The sequence below is a fragment of the Streptomyces sp. NPDC047982 genome, from assembly GCF_043204165.1.
In the GTDB taxonomy this organism is placed as follows: domain Bacteria; phylum Actinomycetota; class Actinomycetes; order Streptomycetales; family Streptomycetaceae; genus Streptomyces.
The window spans coordinates 26,548-44,770 of record NZ_JBIDBS010000025.1; the positions used below are offsets into that span (position 1 = coordinate 26,548).

The 18,223-nt window shown below is 69.6% G+C and carries 18 protein-coding genes and 1 tRNA gene; 14 read left to right on the top strand and 5 right to left on the bottom strand.

The features are described from left to right. Positions 1-65: 65 nt before the first annotated feature. The 4 genes from ACGF2V_RS26510 to ACGF2V_RS26525 all read left to right on the top strand — a co-directional run bounded on the left by ACGF2V_RS26510 (position 66) and on the right by ACGF2V_RS26525 (position 1,782). Positions 66-392, top strand: a complete 327-nt coding sequence (locus ACGF2V_RS26510) for a hypothetical protein (RefSeq protein ID WP_362630804.1) — start codon at positions 66-68, stop codon at positions 390-392. Between the two features lie 196 nt (positions 393-588). After that, positions 589-957 carry a WhiB family transcriptional regulator gene (locus ACGF2V_RS26515; RefSeq protein WP_362630805.1) on the top strand — a complete coding sequence of 123 codons (369 nt, stop codon included), beginning with the start codon at positions 589-591 and terminating at the stop codon, positions 955-957. Further along, positions 954-1,313 (top strand): hypothetical protein, encoded by a 360-nt coding sequence (locus ACGF2V_RS26520; RefSeq protein ID WP_389047996.1) that lies wholly within the window; start codon positions 954-956, stop codon positions 1,311-1,313. Before ACGF2V_RS26515 ends, ACGF2V_RS26520 begins: the two co-directional genes overlap by 4 nt. Positions 1,314-1,566: 253 nt before the next feature. Next, positions 1,567-1,782, top strand: a complete 216-nt coding sequence (locus ACGF2V_RS26525) for a hypothetical protein (protein WP_362709034.1) — start codon at positions 1,567-1,569, stop codon at positions 1,780-1,782. Between the two features lie 67 nt (positions 1,783-1,849). Here ACGF2V_RS26525 and ACGF2V_RS26530 read toward each other — a convergent pair whose 3' ends face one another. Further along, positions 1,850-3,265 (bottom strand): AarF/ABC1/UbiB kinase family protein, encoded by a 1,416-nt coding sequence (locus ACGF2V_RS26530; protein WP_362708992.1) that lies wholly within the window; start codon positions 3,263-3,265, stop codon positions 1,850-1,852. Between the two features lie 41 nt (positions 3,266-3,306). Next, complete coding sequence (locus tag ACGF2V_RS26535) at positions 3,307-4,452, bottom strand: ThiF family adenylyltransferase (protein ID WP_362629909.1); 1,146 nt, start codon at positions 4,450-4,452, stop codon at positions 3,307-3,309. A 287-nt stretch (positions 4,453-4,739) separates the two neighbouring features. On the opposite strand from ACGF2V_RS26535, the gene ACGF2V_RS26540 reads away from it, so the two are divergent. The 4 genes from ACGF2V_RS26540 (at position 4,740) to ACGF2V_RS26555 (ending at position 8,620) form a co-directional block, all read left to right on the top strand. Continuing rightward, positions 4,740-5,363 carry a M48 family metallopeptidase gene (locus ACGF2V_RS26540; protein ID WP_362708989.1) on the top strand — a complete coding sequence of 208 codons (624 nt, stop codon included), beginning with the start codon at positions 4,740-4,742 and terminating at the stop codon, positions 5,361-5,363. Positions 5,364-5,470: 107 nt separating this feature from the next. Further along, positions 5,471-7,153: a TerD family protein gene (locus ACGF2V_RS26545; RefSeq protein ID WP_362708986.1), complete on the top strand. Its 1,683-nt coding sequence runs from the start codon at positions 5,471-5,473 to the stop codon at positions 7,151-7,153. A 12-nt stretch (positions 7,154-7,165) separates the two neighbouring features. Further along, the gene (locus ACGF2V_RS26550) at positions 7,166-7,846 is read left to right on the top strand and encodes an AIM24 family protein (RefSeq protein ID WP_362629900.1); all 681 of its coding nucleotides are present in this window, start codon (positions 7,166-7,168) and stop codon (positions 7,844-7,846) included. 18 nt (positions 7,847-7,864) lie between these two features. After that, entirely contained in the window at positions 7,865-8,620 is a 756-nt protein-coding gene (locus ACGF2V_RS26555) for an AIM24 family protein (protein WP_362629897.1), read from the top strand. Positions 8,621-8,787: 167 nt separating this feature from the next. On the opposite strand, the gene ACGF2V_RS26560 is transcribed toward ACGF2V_RS26555, so the two are convergent. Continuing rightward, positions 8,788-9,336: an NUDIX hydrolase gene (locus tag ACGF2V_RS26560; protein WP_362629894.1), complete on the bottom strand. Its 549-nt coding sequence runs from the start codon at positions 9,334-9,336 to the stop codon at positions 8,788-8,790. Further along, complete coding sequence (locus ACGF2V_RS26565) at positions 9,333-10,784, bottom strand: zinc-dependent metalloprotease (protein ID WP_362629891.1); 1,452 nt, start codon at positions 10,782-10,784, stop codon at positions 9,333-9,335. The genes ACGF2V_RS26560 and ACGF2V_RS26565 overlap by 4 nt, the downstream gene beginning before the upstream one ends. A gap of 190 nt (positions 10,785-10,974) precedes the next feature. Between ACGF2V_RS26565 and ACGF2V_RS26570 the strand changes: the two genes are divergently transcribed. The 4 genes from ACGF2V_RS26570 to ACGF2V_RS26585 all read left to right on the top strand — a co-directional run bounded on the left by ACGF2V_RS26570 (position 10,975) and on the right by ACGF2V_RS26585 (position 14,251). Continuing rightward, a complete protein-coding gene (locus ACGF2V_RS26570) occupies positions 10,975-12,117 on the top strand; it encodes an SDR family oxidoreductase (protein ID WP_362708983.1) in 1,143 nt (380 codons plus the stop codon). A gap of 127 nt (positions 12,118-12,244) precedes the next feature. Continuing rightward, a complete protein-coding gene (locus tag ACGF2V_RS26575) occupies positions 12,245-12,706 on the top strand; it encodes a molybdenum cofactor biosynthesis protein MoaE (protein WP_362629885.1) in 462 nt (153 codons plus the stop codon). A 128-nt stretch (positions 12,707-12,834) separates the two neighbouring features. Further along, positions 12,835-13,005 carry a hypothetical protein gene (locus ACGF2V_RS26580; RefSeq protein ID WP_362629882.1) on the top strand — a complete coding sequence of 57 codons (171 nt, stop codon included), beginning with the start codon at positions 12,835-12,837 and terminating at the stop codon, positions 13,003-13,005. A gap of 157 nt (positions 13,006-13,162) precedes the next feature. After that, on the top strand, positions 13,163-14,251 hold the full coding sequence (locus ACGF2V_RS26585; protein ID WP_362708980.1) for a PDZ domain-containing protein: 1,089 nt from the start codon (positions 13,163-13,165) through the stop codon (positions 14,249-14,251). Positions 14,252-14,297: 46 nt separating this feature from the next. Here the strand turns inward: ACGF2V_RS26585 and ACGF2V_RS26590 are convergent, their stop codons facing one another. Beyond that, complete coding sequence (locus ACGF2V_RS26590) at positions 14,298-14,855, bottom strand: PPA1309 family protein (protein WP_362629876.1); 558 nt, start codon at positions 14,853-14,855, stop codon at positions 14,298-14,300. Positions 14,856-14,993: 138 nt separating this feature from the next. Here ACGF2V_RS26590 and ACGF2V_RS26595 point away from each other — a divergent pair, with 138 nt between their 5' ends. Together ACGF2V_RS26595 and ACGF2V_RS26600 are read left to right on the top strand one after the other, a co-directional pair. Further along, positions 14,994-17,972, top strand: a complete 2,979-nt coding sequence (locus tag ACGF2V_RS26595) for a UPF0182 family protein (protein WP_362629916.1) — start codon at positions 14,994-14,996, stop codon at positions 17,970-17,972. A 73-nt stretch (positions 17,973-18,045) separates the two neighbouring features. Continuing rightward, positions 18,046-18,119: transfer RNA gene (locus ACGF2V_RS26600), tRNA-Met, on the top strand. Positions 18,120-18,223: the final 104 nt, after the last annotated feature.

Genomic DNA, 18,223 nt, shown 5'->3' on the forward strand with positions numbered 1-18,223 from the left:
GTACTTATCCAAATACGCAGGATCGGTCCGCCGATCCCCCGAGACGCCGAGAGGAGGCGATTGAAGTGATCAGCATCATCAAGACCAACAAAATGACCGATCTCTCGGTCGTCTCCGCCTGCTCGCTCGGCCTCGTCTGCTCCCGCGATTTCTCGCTTCGTGGCACCGGTCTGTCCGCCGTCAGCCCGCTGTCCTCCGCGAGCTTCCCCGTTCGGGAGCGCAATGAGCGACCGGCTCACGCACCGGCAGCAGCAGTAGCGAAGGGGCAGGCCCAGGCCTATGCCTTCGCCGCAGCCGGTGCGGGAGTGGAAGCCGGCGCCAAGAAGCAGACGACGCACCACCACACGATGTGGGCCTTCCGTGGGCCTGAACCCTGGAGTGATCCAGCCTGATTCAGCATCAGGCCGGCGCCTTCAGGGCCGCGGAACCCCACTCGGGATCCGCGGCCCTTTTGTTTGTCCGAACGGATGGACAGTCCGTCCGCCCATGGGGACGGACAGCGTGAAGGAGCCTCGGGACAAGCAGTACCCGGTACCAGCCGCCATCCGGCCAACAGGCCGGAACGACCAGACGAGGACACCACCCACCGTGCAACTCGAAGCGCACGCCCCGTCCGTACCGCCTTCCGAAACGATCCCGCCGCCCGGCCTCACGGAGGACTCCACCTTGACCCCCCTCACCGCGCTCACCTCGCTCGACGACGCCATCGAGAACCTCGGCGTACCCGTACCCTGCCGCTCCTACGACCCGGAGGTCTTCTTCGCCGAGTCGCCGGCCGACGTCGAGTACGCCAAGTCCCTCTGCCGCACCTGCCCGCTCGTCGAGGCGTGCCTCGCCGGTGCCAAGGAACGGCGCGAGCCGTGGGGCGTCTGGGGCGGGGAGCTCTTCATCCAGGGCGTCGTCGTCGCCCGCAAGCGGCCTCGGGGCCGTCCGCGCAAGAACCCGGTCGCGGCGTGACCGCCGGACTGGGGGTCATGGCCCCCAAACCCACCAAGCGCACCGGAACCATCGACCGCCCCCGCACCCACGATCCCCGAAATCAGGCACCCATGTCCGTCCCCACGAATGAGCCCGTCGGCTCTGCAACACCGAACGTCACGATCATCGGTGCGAACGATTCGCGCCAGAACAGGACCCGCGAGATGCAACTCATCCCAGAAGCCCTGGCTCGTGCCCATATGCACGAGCGCATGAGGGAGGCCGACACGCAACGCCGAGCCGTGCGCCTGGTCAACGCACGCCGGATGCAGCGCAGGGCCGAGCGCGTATCGATGCGTGCCCGCCGTGCGCTGGCCATGGCGGTCATGCACTAGCCGGCCCTCACATCGGCACCACCGGCCGCCGGGCGACCGCTCCGCCCGGCGCCCACGGACCTGGTCCCGGACCCGGTTCCTCAGTACCCCTTCTTCCGCAGCACCCCTTCCGTGGGGCCGGTCCGAACGGACCGGCCCCACGGTCGTTCGGCACGCGGACCACGGCCCGCCGTTGTCGCGCTCGCGCTGCGTTGTCGCGTCCGCGCTGTGCGGCGCGGCACGCCACGGCGACCATCGGGTTTATCGTCACGAGGTGGACGAGGAGACAGATTCCCGGAACGAACGGCCCGACCGGCAGGACGCCACGGTGGTCGCCTGCGCCCTGTGCGGCGTCTCGGCGGACAGTGGGACCGCGCCACCGACCTGGCTCTGCTCCGTGGAGAACGGCATCCGCCAGTACATCTGCGACACGTGCACCCGTACGCACATCAGGGCGATCGAGAGCCGTCTCGACTCCGCCTGGTGGTGACATCCGGGTGCGCGTGCCTGCCCCGGTCCCGGTTCCCGGCTGCGCCGGCCGGGCCGACGGCCGCCGTCTACCCCCCGGCTACCGCGTCGTCGGTCGGCTCCTCCTCTCCCACGGGCTCCTGCTCGTACTCCCACAGGAAACCCGGCAGCCAGGATTCGAGTTCGTCACGCAGCCGTACCGTCGCGCCCAGCTGGCACAGCACCCCGATCGTGCTCAGCGTCACCCGATGTATCAGCAGATAGGCGGGCGGCAGATTCAACTGCTTGCCCAGCTGATAGGCGGGAGACCGAGGATCGCCGATCCGCGCCGCCTGGTGGCGCATCCAGCTCCGGGTGAAGGTGAACTCCTCCACCTGCGCCGGCTCGATGATCGGGAGAAGGTAGTCCAGCACCGTGTCCGGGTCGAGACCGACCGACTCCTTGACGAACCCCTCCTCGCACAGCAGCTCGTACACCGTCCGCGCGTCACCCGTCAGTGCCAGCCGCAGGGAGTCCCCGATCGTCTGTGGCAGACCACCCGGCAGGCGGTCCACCGTGCCGAAGTCCAGTACCCCGAGCCGCCACTGCCCGATATCACCGGACTCATCGGCCTCCCCCGTCCCGTCCGCCGGAGGCAGCAGCCGGAAGTTGCCCGGATGCGGGTCGGCGTGCAGCAGCCCGGTACGCGCCGGCCCCGAGAAGAGGAAGCGAGCCAGCAACTGACCTGCCCGGTCCCGCTGCTCGGGCGTGCCCTCCGCGATCACGTCGGCCAGCGGAACGCCGTCCATCCACTCCGTCACCAGCACCTGGTCGGACTGGTGCACCACACCGGGGATCACCACATCCGGATCGGCCGCGAACTCTTCGGCGTGGGCTTGCTGCGACCGTGCTTCCTGCTCGTAGTCCAACTCCTCCGAGACCCGGTCGCGCAACTCCGTGATGAGCGGTTTGATGTCCATGCCGGGTATCAACGGGCCGAGCAGCCGGGCGAATCTGCTGAGTTGGGTCAGGTCCGAGAGCAGCGCCTCTCCCGCGCCCGGATACTGCACCTTCACCGCGACGTCCCGCCCGTCGTGCCACACCGCCCGGTGCACCTGGCCGATCGACGCGGCGGCCGACGGCTTGTCCTCGAACTCCAGGAACAGATCCCGCCAGTCCTCACCGAGCCGGCCCGCCAGCACCTCGTGCACCGTGCCGCTGGGCATGGGAGGCGCGGCGTCCTGCAGTTTGGTGAGCGCCGCACGGTACGGTCCGGCCACCTCCTCGGGCAGCGCCGACTCGAACACGGACAGCGCCTGGCCCAGCTTCATCGCACCGCCCTTCAACTCGCCCAGTACCTTGAAGAGCTGATCGGCCGTCCGCTGCTGCACCTCACGGGCGACCAGCTCCGCGGACTTCCCCCCGATCCGCTTGCCCAGGCCCCAGGTGGCGCGTCCGGCGAAGCCCAACGGCAGGGCTGCCAGCTTGGCGGTACGCGTGACCGCTTTCCGGGGAAGATCAGACATGAGCCCCTCCAAATCCCAGACTGCCGTACCGCGTGCGGCGGTTACCCGGCCATTGTGTCGTGTGCCGTGTCGACCCCGGAGGCGCGCTCCCTGGCAGCGTGCCCAGCCGCCCCGCAGCAACAGTCGAGATGCGCCATGATCCGCTCCGACCGCCAGTCCAACAGTGGCAGAGCGGTCTCCCAGCGGGTTCCCGTGCTCGCGGGCAGATCACCGTCCAGAAAGGACAGCGCATGCGCGGCGGCGAGTCCGGCCACCGCCGTGGCCAGCCCCAGGTCGCACGCCTGCACGGCATTCCGCCGCCCGGAACGCCACTGGGACAGCATCCGGGGCCATTCCCCGTCCGCCTCCACGCGGGTCAGTGCCAGACACCCGGCGCATGCCGTTCCCCCGGGCAGGACCAAGGGGCCGACCACTCCCGTCGCCTCCACCACTCCGGCATAGAGGTGGGGAGTACCGGAGGTGATCCACTGTTCCGCCGATCGCGGGTCCGGTACGTACACGCCGAAGCCGTCACGGGGAGCCACCACGACCAGCGAGAGCCCCGGTTCCCCGCTCTCCGGTCCTCCCATGGTCTCCGCGGCCCGAGGAGCCGAGCCTCCCGCGGACCGGCGCACCAACTGCCGGGCGGCGGTGTCCCTGCGCTCCCCGACCGCCGCCGCAGGCAGCCCGCCGGGCGAGACGTCCCACGGTTTTGTGTGCCCGCCGTCCAGAACCTCCACCCGGCCCACCCCGGCCCCGGACAGCACCGCCGCGATCGCGGCGCCCACCCGGCCCGCACCCCGCACCTGGACCCGCATCGCCCGACGGGCCGCCAGCCTCCGCATTGCGCCGCCCGGCTCGGGATGGACGACCGACAGCGACGCCAGATCGGGTCGGTGCCTCTCCAGAGCGCCGGGCCGGTTCCTCAACGCATCGGTCTCGGGACCGATGGGCCGCACGTCGTCGATCAGGCCCGCGTCGGTCAGACGTTGGACCAGGGTGTCGACCTGATGGTCGGACAGGTCCAGTGCCCGCGCCTCCTCCCGCAGCAGTGGCAGGCCACGCGTACCATCGAGCAGTTCCAGAAAACTGCTCGTCGCGATATCCATCGGCCCGAGCGTCACGGCATGAGCGGGCGTCACCCCGAATTGGACCGTCCCTCGGCCGCGCCATGCGCGGCGCAGCGCGGGCTTCAACATCGGATACACGGCTTTCCTCCGGGTCTGTGTTCTGCGAGTTCTGTGTTCCTCGTTCTGAAATCCGTGCGCTCGGCAGCGAAGATCGCCACGCGTGATGCGCTCATGGATCACGCGCCGGACCTGCGCGAGATGCGTTGCCGGAGCGTTGTCAGAATGCGGGGAAGCGCCGAATGGTGCGGAAAGTTGTCCACAGGTGCGGTGCATTTGTCGTTCAAATGGTGCACGTTGCGGAGTGGATCACGTACGAACCGTCCGGAGGCAGGACTTCCTCCGTCGTGACCGGGTAACGTCATGGCGTGCCCGCCGACCCGCCACCCGGAATCGCCGAAGATCCCCCTGCGCGCAGCGCCCGAACACGTCGGCGCGGCCCAGTGGACCGTCCGCCCCGCGCCTCGGCCACGAGCGCGGTCGAGGTCCGCAGGAGCAACCGGCGCAGCAGGACGGTTTCCGCGTACCGCGAGGGGGATCGCACCATCGTGCTCATCCCGGCCCGGATGTCGAAGGCCGAGGAGCAGCGGTGGGTGACCGTGATGCTCGACAAGCTCGCCGCTCAGGAGAGCCGGAGCATTCTCGGCGACGGTGAACTCGCCGAGCGCGCGGAGCGGTTGTCCGCCCAGTACTTCGAGGGCCGGGCCCGGCCCGTGTCGGTGCGATGGGTGACCAATCAGAACACCCGGTGGGGGTCCTGCACTCCGGCGGAGGGCAGCATCCGGCTGTCGCACCGGTTGCAGGGCATGCCCGAGTACGTCGTCGACTACGTACTGGTGCACGAGCTGGCCCATCTGCTGGTGCCCGGTCACGGCCCGCGGTTCTGGCGGCTGCTGGACGCGTATCCCCGTACCGAACGGGCCCGCGGTTATCTGGAGGGCGTGGTGGCGGCGGACCGGCTGCCGCATCTGCCCGCCGCGCGAGGCGAGTGACGTCCGGCGCTTCTGTACCAGATGTGTACCGGCTTGGCTCGATGTCCGCGATTGCGGCTAGCCTGGCGCGACGTATTCACCTTCGGGATGGGGGACGGTCGTTACGCATGGCCAGGGAATTCCAGCGCGGCCACAAGGCCAGGATCGGCGACCTCACCCCGGGGACGGACCTGTACGTAGGTGTGCAGATCGGTGGCCCGGGGCTGACCGTCGACATCAGCTGCTTCGGTCTCGACGCCGATGAGCGGCTCTCCGACGACCGGTATTTCATTTTCTTCAATCAGCCCAAGTCACCCGAGGAGTCCATTCAGCTCCTCGGCCCCCAGGCCGGTGACACCGAGTCGTTCCGTGTCACCCTGGAGCGCATTCCGGCCCACATCCGGAAGCTGTCATTCACTGCGACGATCGACGGCGCCGGCCAGATGTCCCAGATCGGCCCCGGATACATCAGGATCGTCGCCGGTGGCGAGGAAGTCGCCCGGTACGCCTTCGACGGTTCGGAGTTCACCACCGAACGCGCCGTGATGCTGGGCGACTTCTACCTGAAGGACGTCTGGCGGTTCGCCGCCGTCGGCCAGGGCTTCGACGGCGGTCTCGAAGCGCTCCTGAAGAACTTCGGAGGCGAGGTCGCCGAGGAGGAGCCTGCCGCCGCCCAGCCGCAGTCGACCCCGCCGCCCTTCGCCCCGCCCGCGCAGGCGTCCGCACCCGCGCCGGTCCCGTCCTTCGGCGTCCCTGCCGCCCCCCAGGCACCACAAGCCCCCGAGGTGCCACAAGCTCCCCAAGTAGCTCTGGCGCCCCAGGTACCTCAGGTCCCCCCGGCTTCGCAGCCCGCTCCGTCCTTCGGCGCCCCGGCCGCGGTCACCCCGCAGCAGATGCACAGCGTGCCGACGATGGTGGCGCCGATGGCACCCACGACACCGCCGGGCGGCGTCGTTCCGCCGCCCGCCCCCGCACCGGCGCTCTACGGACAGCCGCCGCAGTTCGGCCAGGCTCCCGGTCAACCCGCGCCTGCCGCGGCTTCCCCGGGCCAGCCGTACCCGGCGCCCCACGGCCAGCAGCCCCCGGCTCCGTACGGGCAGCAGCCGCCGGGCATGGTCACGGGAGTGCCGCTCGGCGTACCGCAGTCCGGCGGCGGGCTCCAGGCGGCCGTCAACCTCTACAAGGAGGTGGCGACCGGCCGACGCTGGACGTCGCAGAACCACCAGTTGGTCCGGGTGGACCTCGGTCAGGACAGTGCCCCCGTCCTGGCCCGCCAGGGCAGTATGGTCATGTACCAGGGCAAGGTCGACTTCAGCTACAAGGGCGCGGGATTCGCGGGCCGGATCGTCGGGAACGCCACGGGCCAGGAGATGCAGCTGATGCGCTGCACCGGCCGCGGCCAGGTCTTCCTCGCGGAGAACAGCGCCCATCTGCACCCCATCGAGCTGCAGGGCGACAGCATCTGCGTCTCGGCCGAGCGCGTCCTCGCCTTCGACGAGTCCCTCCAGTACGAGGTACGGCGGATCGAGGGGCACGGGATCCCGGGCGGGGCACTGTTCACCATGGTCTTCCAGGGGATCGGCACGGTCGTGGTGATGACGCACGGCACCCCGGTGGTCCTGCCCGTCACGCCGACGACGTTCGCCGACAGCGACGCGATCGTGGCCTGGTCCGCCGCGTCCCAGGTGATCGTCTCCAGCCAGGTGCGGCTGCGCCACAACGCCTACCCGGGACACAGCGGGGAGTCGGTGAACCTTCAGTTCCGGGGCGCACCGGGCAACTTCATCGTCGTCCAGCCGTACGAGCTCTGAGGAAGCCGAAGTATGAACCAGCAGCTCGCGGGGTACGCCCCCGCACCGGTCACAGCCCGTATGGAGAATCACGGCAGCGCCATGCTGAAGGTGGCGATGGCCACGGGCCAGGACCTCTTCGCACGCGTGGGCTCGATGGTCGCGTACGAGGGGTTCATGCAGTACGAGCCGAACCCGCCCGCCGTACGCCAGATCGCGCGCGACTGGATCACCGGAGAAGGCGCCCCGCTCATGAAGTGCAGCGGGGACGGACTGCTCTACCTCGCGGACTACGGTGCGGACGTCGTCGTCGTCCACCTCGACAACGAGGCGCTGTCGGTCAACGGCACGAACGTCCTCGCGTTCGACGCACAGCTCCAGTGGGGAGTCGAGCGGGTCAAGGGCCTCGCCAAGTTCGCCGGGCAGGGCTTGTGGAACGTGTCCATCTCCGGTACCGGCTGGGTCGCGCTGACCTCGCGGGGAACCCCCGTCGTCGTCAATTGCGGCAGTGGTGAGGACGAGACGTACGTGGACCCCGACGCGCTCATCGCCTGGTCCCCGAACCTCAAGGTGAAGGGCAAGCGCAGTTTCAAGGCGGCGTCCCTGATCGGCCGTGGCAGCGGTGAGGCGTTTCAGATGGCCTTCTCCGGCCAGGGCATCGTCGTCGTACAGCCGAGCGAGGACAGCACCGACCGCCTGCGGGCCCGGGGCTGAGGGGAGCGAGAGGACACCATGCAGAGCCCGCTTTTCCAGCACACCGAACAGCAGTCCGCGGACCGCTACACCCTGCAGAACGCACAGATGCTCCGGGTCGTGCTCAACGGCCACGACGACGTCCTCGCCCGCAAGGGCAGCATGGTCGCGTACCAGGGCCTGATCGAGTTCGACGGGGAGTACCGGTCGAGGGGACAGCGCCGCTCCCGTTCGCACACCGGTGAGGGCCTCGACCTCATGCGCTGCTCCGGCCAGGGCACCGTGTTCCTCGCCAATCTCGCGCAGTACGTGCACGTGGTCGACGTCGACCACGACGGCCTGACCGTGGACAGCTCCTATGTCCTTGCGCTGGACTCCGGGCTGCACCACGAGGTCATCGCCGTGGACAGCCAGTACGGCATCTCCGGATCCGGGAAGTACCAGCTGAACATCACCGGCAGCGGCAAGGTCGCGCTGATGACCTCGGGCCAGCCGCTCATGATGCAGGTCACGCCCGACACGTACGTCAACGCCGATGCCGACGCGATCGTCGCGTGGTCCAGCTCCCTGCGGGTGCAGATGCAGGCCCAGACGCACTCCTCGGGCGTCTGGCGGCGCCGCGGAAGCACCGGCGAGGGCTGGGAGCTCAGCTTCCTCGGCCAGGGCTACGCGCTGATCCAGCCCAGCGAGGTCCTGCCGCCGCAGAACGCGCAGATCGGCCAGGGCATTCGTGCCCAGTACGGAATGGGCCAGCAGGGAGCCCACGGCCAGAACCGGAACAACGCCTGGAACTGAGCCACGGACCTCGGCACCGGACAGCGGCACGAGAGGGGCGGCCCTGAAGGTTCTGAAGGACCGCCCCCTCCCGCGCGGGCCCAAGCGTGCAGGTCCAAGCGGAGCCGGAAGGGTACCGGCGTTGCCGTTTCCGGCCATGCGGGGCTCCGCCGCTCCGTGAGGGGCGTCTACAGACGCTGCTCCAGCGCGGCACGGACGCGCGTCGTCAACCGCACGACCGAGGCGTCCGCCACCGATGGGACCTCGTCGTACGTGAACCAGCGCAGGTCCAGCGACTCGTCACTGATCTGCTCCGTGGCGCCCAGCGGCGCCAGCGCCGCGTACTGGACGTCCAGATGCCAGTGGCAGGGCGCGGGGATGGAATGGCGGTCCAGCGTCACCGGCCCGCCCGGGAGCAGCGCGAGGCCGCTGATCCCGGACTCCTCGGTGGCCTCGCGCAGCGCCGCCGCGGCGAGCGTCCTGTCCTGCGGCTCACAGTGGCCGCCCATTTGCAGCCACATGCGCAGCTTGCGGTGCAGGGTGAGCAGGACGCGGCCGCGCTCGGGATCGACGACCAGAGCGCTGGCCGTCAGATGCCCGGCGCCGCACGCCTTCCACAGGCCGTCGGGGTGCTGGGCGAGATGGTCCAGATAGACTTGTCGCAGCCCGTCCTGGACCGGGTCCACCGCGTTCTCGTATCCCTTGAGTACGAGAACGGCGTCGTCATGCAGGCTCACCGGTCGCTGTCGTCCTTGCCGTCGCTCCCTCGGTCGTCGGCCTCTCCGGACGCCGCCTCGTCCGTGCCGGTCCCGGGCTTCTTCGGCCCCTGCGCGGCCTCGCCGAGCATCTTGTCCAGTTCGGAGAAGTCCAGCTGCTCGTGGTGGACGAACCCGTCCGGATCGTCCAGGTCCTGCGCCGTAGGCAGCATGTCGGGGTGCTCCCACAGCGCGTCGCGCCCGTCCAGACCGCGGGCGTCGGTGAGCGAGGCCCACAGGCGCGAGGCGTCGCGCAGCCGCCGCGGACGCAGTTGGAGGCCGATGAGCGTGGCGAACGTCTGCTCGGCCGGACCGCCGGAGGCGCGGCGTCGGCGCATGGTCTCGCGCAGTGCGTCGGCCGACGTCAGACGGGACTTGGCGGCCTCGTGCACCACCGCGTCCACCCACCCCTCGACCAGGGCGAGCGCCGTCTCCAGCCTGGCCAGGGCCGCCTTCTGCTCCGGCGTGTCCTCCGGCTGGAACATGCCCTGCTGAAGGGCGTCCTGCAACTGCTCCGGCTGCGACGGGTCGAACTGGCCGACCACGTCCTCCAGCTTGCTGGTGTCGACCTTGATACCGCGCGCGTACCCCTCGACGGCGCCGAACAGATGCGAGCGCAGCCAGGGGACGTGGGCGAACAGCCGCTGGTGGGCGGCCTCGCGCAGCGCGAGGTACAGCCGGACCTCGTCCTGCGGGACGCCGAGGTCCTTGCCGAAGCGCTCGACGTTCAGCGGAAGGAGCGCGGCCTTGCCCGCCGGGCCCAGCGGCAGTCCGATGTCGGTCGACCCGACCACCTCGCCCGCCAGCACGCCGACGGCCTGCCCGATCTGCTGGCCGAACATCGCGCCGCCCATCGACCGCATCATGCCGATCAGCGGGCCCGCCATCGCCTGCATCTCCTCGGGCAGCACGTCGCCCATGGCCACACCCACGCGCTCAGCCACCGGGTCGACCAGCTTCTGCCAGGCGGGGAGGGACGCCTCCACCCACTCCGCGCGGCTCCACGCCACCGTCGAGACCGAACCGGAGGGCAGCGACGTCACACCGTCCAGCCACAGGTCGGCCAGACGCAGCGCCTCGTCGACCGCGGACCGCTCGGACGGGCCGACGCTCGCATCCTTGGAACCGTCGGACGTGCCCTGCGCGACCGTCTGGCGGGCGATCTGCTTGGCCATGTCCCAGTTCACGGGACCGCCCTCGTAGCTCAGCATCTGGCCGAGCTGTTGGAAGGCCGCTCCCAGGTCGTTGGGGTTCAGCGAGCCGAACATCGCCGCGAACGGGTTGTCCCCGCCCGCGCCGAGCCCGAAGCCGAACGGGCTCGCCGGCCCGCCCGAACCCTGCCCACCTCCGGTGGGGTCCTTCTTCTTGCCCTCGTCGCCGTTCTCCGGCTCCTCCGGCGGAAGACCGAATCCGAATGGGGTGTCACTCACGGGTTTCCTCGGCTCGTAGGGCCGCCGGCGCGAACCGACGGCGACTGCCCGACATCACCATCCAGCGTAGACACCAAAAGTCCGCTCGGGGCCTCGGTGCTCCTCGGCCCCGGCCTGCGGCAGGATGGACGCCACCTGGTACGTACGCGTCATTCGGGTACGTACTGAAGACAACCGCTGGAGACGCCCGGTGAGTTCCCCAGATCCTCAGGTTCGCGCAGCGCGAAACCTGTCCGCCCCCTCGACCGAGAGCAAACCCGTGAAAAGCCGCTCAGGGAGCCGCGGCCCCGTCGTCGCGGTCACCGGAGCCGCGCGCGGCGTCGGCGAGCTGCTCGTCGCCCGCCTCGTGGCATCCGAGGAGATCAAGCAGGTCGTCGCCATCGACGAGCGCCGAGGAGAGGTCTCCGAGGCGACCTGGCACCTCCTCGACGTGCGGGACCCGGCCATCGCGGAGAAGCTGCGCGGCGCGGACGTCGTGGTGCATCTCGCACTCGATCTCGACCTGGAGACCGACCCCGCCGCCCGCACCGCCTACAACGTGCGCGGGACCCAGACCGTGCTCACGGCCGCCGCGGCCGCGGGGGTCCACCGGGTCGTGCTGTGCACCTCGGCGATGGTCTACGGGGCGCTGCCCGACAACGACCTGCCGCTCGCCGAGGACGCCGAGCTGCGCGCCACGGCCGAGGCCACCGGTGTCGGGGACCTCCTGGAGATCGAACGCCTCGGCCGCCGTGCGCCCCGGGCGCACCCCGGACTCAACGTGACCGTGGTCCGGCCCGCGGTCCTGGTCGGCGGCACGGACACCGCGCTGACCCGCTACTTCGAGTCGCCGCGCCTCCTCGTCGTCGCCGGGTCGCGTCCCACCTGGCAGTTCTGCCATGCCGAGGACCTCGTCACGGCCCTGGAGTACGCGGCGCTGGAAAAGATCGACGGCGAGTTCGCGGTCGGCTGCGACGGCTGGCTGGAGCAGGAGGAGGTCGAGGAGCTCAGCGGTGTCCGCCGCATGGAACTGCCCTCGGCCGTCGCCCTCGGCGCCGCCGCCCGGCTGCACCGGATCGGGCTCACCCCGTCCCCGGCGGGGGACCTGGCGTACACGATGCACCCCTGGGTGGTGAGCGTGAGCCGGCTGCACGACGCGGGCTGGCGCCCACGCTGGACCAACGAGGACGTGCTCGCCGCGCTCCTCGAAGAAGTGGCGGGGCGGCACACCGTCGCCGGGCGCCGCCTCGGCCGCAAGGACGCGACTGCGGCGGGTGCCGCCGGTGCGACCGTGGCGCTGCTCGGCACCGCCGCCCTGGTCCGCAGAGCCCGCAAGGCCCGCCGCCGGATCTGACCCCCCGGCCCGCGGGGCCCGAGCGGGGCTCTCCGCGGCGAGGAGGTCGGTACACGGCTCCGGCACCACGCGGACCGACGTCGCATGAGCGATCCCCTTTGTCGGTGCGGTGCGGCACCATGGGCCCATGGTTCCCATGCACGACCACCCCGGCGAGCGGGCGGCGCCCGCACCCGTCCGGCTGCTGGCGATCCGCGACACGTCGTTGTCGGTCGACGAGGTCCTGCGGGCCGTCGGCGACGACGCCGCGGGAGGCACCGCGCTGTTCGTCGGCACGGTGCGCAACCACGACGGCGGTCAGGACGTCAGCGCGCTCGGATACTCCTGCCATCCGTCGGCGCAGGCCGAGCTGCGCCGAGTGGCCGAGAAGGTCGTGGCGGAGTTCCCGGTCCGAGCGCTTGCCGCCGTCCACCGTGTGGGTGACCTCCGAGTGGGTGATACCGCAGTCGTCGTCGCCGTCTCCTGCCCGCATCGCGCGGAGGCGTTCGAGGCGTGCCGCAAGCTCATCGACGACCTCAAGAGCGAGGTCCCGATCTGGAAGCACCAGCGGTTCTCGGACGGCACCGAGGAATGGGTCGGCGCGTGCTGAGCGCAAGCCGATCGAGTGGTTGTCCGCCCCGATTTGCGTAAGGGGCTCCCTGCCCTGAGCGTGGTCCCTGCAGACAGTTAATCTGCTGATCGGTCAGTTGCGGTCGCTCATGGGGCAGGGAGGTCGTCATGGCGGCACTCGCCTGGTTGTTGATTCCGTTTTTCGCCGCGCTCGGTGCGGCGATATGGGGCAGCTGGGTCACCCGTGATCACACAGCCGGTGATGTCTCGGAGCTGGCCGGGTACGCGCGGTTCCGCGAAGCGATGGAGAAATCGCATTCCGGTTCCGACATCGTCTGATGCCCCGTCGCCCGTACGCGGTCGCCGTCGCGACATGCGCAGTCGCCCATCCGCGTCGCCGACCGTCAGTGCCCCGCAGGGCCGTAGCGCACCGGCTTCCGCCCCATGGCATCGAGCCCGAGGGCGCACTGACAGACCCTTCCCGTACTGTCGTTCCATGCCACGCCGCACCGCGACGATGCTCGCCGCCGCCCTGATCCTCATCGCGCTGCTCTGCGCGGGCCTGCTGATCAAGGTGCCGTACTCGGAGATGTCTCCCGGGCCGACCGTGAACACCCTCGGCAAGGTCAAGGGCGAGCCGGTCCTGCAGATCTCCGGGCGCAAGACGTATCCCACGTCGGGCAACCTCAACATGACCACCGTCAGGGTCACCGGCGCCGACTACCGCATGAACCTGGTCGGCGCCATGTACGGCTGGCTGTCCCACGACGGCGTGGTGGTGCCGCACGACACCCTCTACCCCGACGGCAAGACGGAGCAGCAGTCCACGCAGGAGAACGCCGAGGAGTTCAGCCAGTCACAGGAGAGCGCCAAGGTCGCCGCCCTGAACGAACTGGGCATCCCGGTGGCGTCGCGTGTCGTGGTCTCCACCGTTGTCAAGGACAGCCCCGCCCAGGGCAGACTGCACGCCGGAGATGTGATCAAGAAGGTCGACGGCACGGACGTCAAGCAGCCCGAGGACGTCGCGAAGCTCGTCACCCGGCACGAGCCCGGCGAGGACGTCACGTTCACGATCGTCCCGGCGAAGACGGCGCAGGCGGCCGAGAAGGCCGGCAAGGAGCCCGAGGGCAGCCGGAAGGTCGTCATCACCACCGCGAAGGCCCCGGGGGACAAGCGCGCGATCGTCGGCATCCAGGCCGGGACGGACCACACGTTCCCGTTCCGGATCGACATCGAGCTCGCCGATGTCGGCGGTCCGAGCGCCGGCCTGATGTTCTCCCTCGGCCTCATCGACAAGCTGACGCCGACCGATCTGACCGGCGGCAAGTTCATCGCGGGCACCGGCACGATCGACGACAAGGGCAAGGTCGGCCCGATCGGCGGTATCACCATGAAACTGGTCGGCGCGCGCGACGCGGGAGCGCGCTACTTCCTGACCCCGGCCGAGAACTGCGAGGCCGCCGCCTCCGACACCCCGGACGGACTCACGCTGGTCAAGGTGAAGACGCTCGACGACGCGAGGAAGTCGCTGGAGAAGATCGAGAAGGGGGACACGGCCGGTCTGCCGAGCTGCTCGGCAGGCTGACCGCGTCCCGCGCGGGCGGCCGCGCTCCCCGAAGGGGCGGGGCGGATCAGTCCTCGAAGGTCGCGGCCAGTGCGTCGGCCAGCCCGGGCACCAGGCCGGCGCCCGTCCGCACCTCGCTCGGCGAGTCCTTCTCGCGCAGGCGCACGGCGCACTCGCGCGAACCGTCCCGGAGGGCGGCCACGGTCATCCGCACCTCCTGGCGCTCCGGGTGCTTCGCGACCCACTTGGCCAGCTGGGCCTCGTCGAGCCCCTCGGGCACGGACACCTCGGCCGACGGCGGCAGCATCAGCCGTTCCACGGTCAGCGCACAGCCGGCCACCGCGTCGGGCCAGGCGATCGTGGCGAGGAAGTCGTCCAGGGCGGTGCCCGCCGGGAGCTCCTCCTGCTCGATGGGGGTGAGGGAGGAGGCCGGGGTGTCGGAGTCCAGGCCGAGCTGGGCGGCGAGGCCGGGCTCCTGGACCCGCAGCCGGGCGGTGTCGACGAGGGCGAAGAGCCGGGAGGGCTGGTCCCAGCCGAGACCGGAGGCGTACTCGTCGATCTCGAGCACGGCGACGGTGAGGGGGTTCGCGGCCATCGGGGGGCCTGAGGCGGAAACGTTGGGCATGACCAATATCCTGCCTCCTTCCGCCCCGGGGTCGGGAACTAGGTAAAGGGTCAGTAAGTTGCATAGGTGGGTCCTACGATCGCTGGGGCCCGCTTCATACGACCCGCGAACTACGAGGTGCGCACGTTGGCTTTCCAGATGCCGGACCGCGGCGGAGGCCCGACCGGGCCACGGATCAGAGTCGGCCGCCCGTCCCGGCGCGCCCGTACCCTGCTCATGACACTGGGCGTCCTGGCGGTCCTCGCCATGGCGTTCGTCATGTTCGCCGGGTTCTGGACGGACTGGCTCTGGTACCGGTCGGTCTCGTACTCGTCCGTCTTCACCACCACCCTGTGGACCAAGATCGGACTGTTCCTCGTCTTCGGACTGCTGATGGCGCTCGTCGTCGGCCTGAACATCTGGCTCGCGCACCGGCTCCGGCCGCCGCTGAGCGCGATGTCGCTGGAGCAGCAGAGCCTGGACCGCTACCGGATGAGTCTCGCCCCCGTAAAGAAGTGGGTGCTGCTCGCGATCGCCGTGCTCGTCGGACTGATCGCCGGAGCGTCCGCCTCCGGGCAGTGGCGCACCTGGCTGACGTATGTGAACGGCGTGGCCTTCGGTCAGAAGGACCCCCAGTTCCACCTGGACGTCTCCTTCTACGCCTTCGACCTGCCCTGGTACCGCTTCCTGCTGGGCTTCGGCTTCGCGGCCACGGTGCTCTCACTGATCGCCGCCGCGCTGACCCACTACCTGTACGGCGGGCTCCGCATCACCAGCCCCGGCGCGCGGGCGACCGGCGCGGCCACCGGGCATCTGTCGGTGCTGATCGGTGTCTTCGTCTCGCTGAAGGCCGTGGCGTACTGGCTCGACCGCTACGGCCTGGCCGTGAAGTCCAGCGACTTCAAGGCCACGGACAACTGGACGGGTCTGCGATACGTCGACGCCAACGCCTACCTCCCGGCGAAGACCATCCTGTTCTGCATCGCCGCGATCTGCGCCCTGCTCTTCTTCGCGACGCTCTGGCGCCGCACCTGGCAGCTTCCGATGATCGGCTTCGGCCTGATGGTGCTCTCGGCGATCCTGATCGGCGGGCTGTACCCGGCCATCGTGCAGAAGTTCCAGGTCCAGCCGAACGAGCAGGCCAAGGAAGCACCGTTCATCCGGAAGAACATCGAGGCGACGCGTGACGCGTACGACATCGACCGGGCGCAGGTGCAGGACTACTCGGGCAAGAGCACGACGGAGGACGACGCCAAGCTGCGCGCGAGCGCGGACACCGCCGCCAGCTACCGGGTGATGGACCCGAACGTCGTCTCACCGGCCTTCCAGCAGCTCCAACAGAAGAGGAACTACTACCAGTTCCCCAAGACGCTGGACGTGGACCGTTACAAGGACGCCGCCGGCAAGGACCAGGACACGGTCATCGGTCTGCGCGAGCTGAACCTCGACGGCATCCCCAAGCGCAACTGGATCAACGACCACTTCACCTACACCCACGGTTACGGCGCCATCGCGGCCCGGGGCACGACGACGGGCAAGAACCCGAAGGGTTCCCCGGACTTCACGGAGTCGGGCCTGCCGACCACGGGTGACCTGGGCTCGTACGAGCAGCGGATCTACTACGGCGAGAAGACCGAGCAGTACTCCATCGTCGGCGGGCCCCAGAAGGAGCTCGACTACGAGGAGGACGGCGAGAAGACCACCAGCTACCAGGGCAACAGCGGGGTCAGCCTCTCCAACACCTTCAACCGCGCGGCGTACGCGGTGGCGTTCAGCGAGCCGCAGATCCTCTACTCGGGAGCCATCGGTGACGGCTCGCGGATCCTCTACAACCGCACGCCCAAGGAGCGCGTCGAGGCGGTTGCCCCGTGGCTCACCATCGACGGCGACGCCTACCCGGCCGTGGTGAAGGGCCGCATCCAGTGGGTCGTCGACGCGTACACCACCACCAACAGCTACCCCTACGCCTCGCGGACCACGCTCGGCGACACCACGGCCGACTCGCTGACCACCAACCAGCGCGCGGTCGTCGCTCAGCAGAACCAGGTCAACTACATCCGCAACTCCGTGAAGGCCACCGTCGACGCGTACGACGGCACGGTGAAGCTCTACGAGTGGGACACCAAGGACCCGGTCCTCAAGACCTGGCGCAAGGCGTTCCCCGGAACGGTGGAGTCCAGGGCGGACATCCCGCAGGAACTGGTGGAACACCTGCGCTACCCGCAGGACCTGTTCAAGGTCCAGCGCGAGCTGCTCACCCGCTACCACGTCACGAACCCCGCCCAGTTCTACAGCGGCAGTGACGCGTGGCAGGTGCCGGACGACCCGACCAACAAGGACTCGGGCGCCGTCCCGCCGTACTACCTGAGCATAAAGATGCCGGGCCAGTCGGCCCAGAAGTTCTCGCTGACGACCACGTTCACACCGAAGGGGCGTCCCGACCTCGGAGCGTTCATGGCGGTGGACGCGGACGCCGCCAGCAAGGACTACGGAACGATAAGACTGCTCAGAGTCACCACCACGGTGAAGGGCCCCGGCCAGGTGCAGAGCGAGCTCAACGGCAATGACGACGTCGCCGAGTTCGTGAGGAACCTCAAGGGCACCGACTCCGACATCGAGTACGGCAACCTGCTGACCGTGCCGCTCGAAGGCGGGTTCCTCTACATCGAGCCGGTGTACACCCGCGGTGGCACACAGAACTACCCGCTGCTGCGCAAGGTCGCCGCCTCGTACGGGTCGAAGACCGTCTTCAAGAACAGCCTCGGGGAGGCGCTCAACGAGGTCTTCGGGGTGACGGGCGAGACGCCGCCCGAGGAGACCACCCGGCCGCCGGGCGAGACCACTCAGCCGCCGGCCACCGGTGAGGCAGCGCTGAAGAAGGCGATCGCCGACGCGCAGAAGGCGTACACGGCGGGCGAGGAAGCCCTGAAGAAGCAGGACTGGACCGCCTACGGCAAGGCCCAGGCGGAGCTCCAGAACGCGCTGGAGCGAGCGGCGGCGGCCCAGCCCAAGTCGGGCGGCGCGAATGACGCGGACCGTTCGGGCGATTCCGGCGAGCGCAGCGCGAAGCCGGACAGCGGCGGCGGTTCGAAGCCGGGCGACGGCGGCGAAGCGAAGCCGGACGGCGGCACCGGCTGACGGTACGGGCTTCCCGTCCGGACAACCCGGTAATGGCTCCGCCCCGCGTCGTGGTAGTGTTCCTACACGACGACGCGGGGTGGAGCAGCTCGGTAGCTCGCTGGGCTCATAACCCAGAGGTCGCAGGTTCAAATCCTGTCCCCGCTACTGGAAGACGAAGGCCCGGATTCTTTCGAGGATCCGGGCCTTCGTCATGTCGTGTGACTTTCTCGTGTGGTGCGGGTGAAGAGCCGTTCTCAGGGCGCGAGTTG

Excerpts from the sequence above, each read along its gene's own strand:
- ACGF2V_RS26595 (WP_362629916.1), top strand. The coding sequence starts at position 14,994 with ATGCCGGACCGCGGCGGAGGCCCGACCGGGCCACGGATCAGAGTCGGC.
- ACGF2V_RS26585 (WP_362708980.1), top strand. The coding sequence starts at position 13,163 with ATGCCACGCCGCACCGCGACGATGCTCGCCGCCGCCCTGATCCTCATC.
- ACGF2V_RS26550 (WP_362629900.1), top strand. The coding sequence starts at position 7,166 with ATGAACCAGCAGCTCGCGGGGTACGCCCCCGCACCGGTCACAGCCCGT.
- ACGF2V_RS26575 (WP_362629885.1), top strand. The coding sequence starts at position 12,245 with ATGGTTCCCATGCACGACCACCCCGGCGAGCGGGCGGCGCCCGCACCC.
- ACGF2V_RS26590 (WP_362629876.1), bottom strand. The coding sequence starts at position 14,855 with ATGCCCAACGTTTCCGCCTCAGGCCCCCCGATGGCCGCGAACCCCCTC.
- ACGF2V_RS26530 (WP_362708992.1), bottom strand. The coding sequence starts at position 3,265 with ATGTCTGATCTTCCCCGGAAAGCGGTCACGCGTACCGCCAAGCTGGCA.
- ACGF2V_RS26555 (WP_362629897.1), top strand. The coding sequence starts at position 7,865 with ATGCAGAGCCCGCTTTTCCAGCACACCGAACAGCAGTCCGCGGACCGC.
- ACGF2V_RS26580 (WP_362629882.1), top strand. The coding sequence starts at position 12,835 with ATGGCGGCACTCGCCTGGTTGTTGATTCCGTTTTTCGCCGCGCTCGGT.
- ACGF2V_RS26545 (WP_362708986.1), top strand. The coding sequence starts at position 5,471 with ATGGCCAGGGAATTCCAGCGCGGCCACAAGGCCAGGATCGGCGACCTC.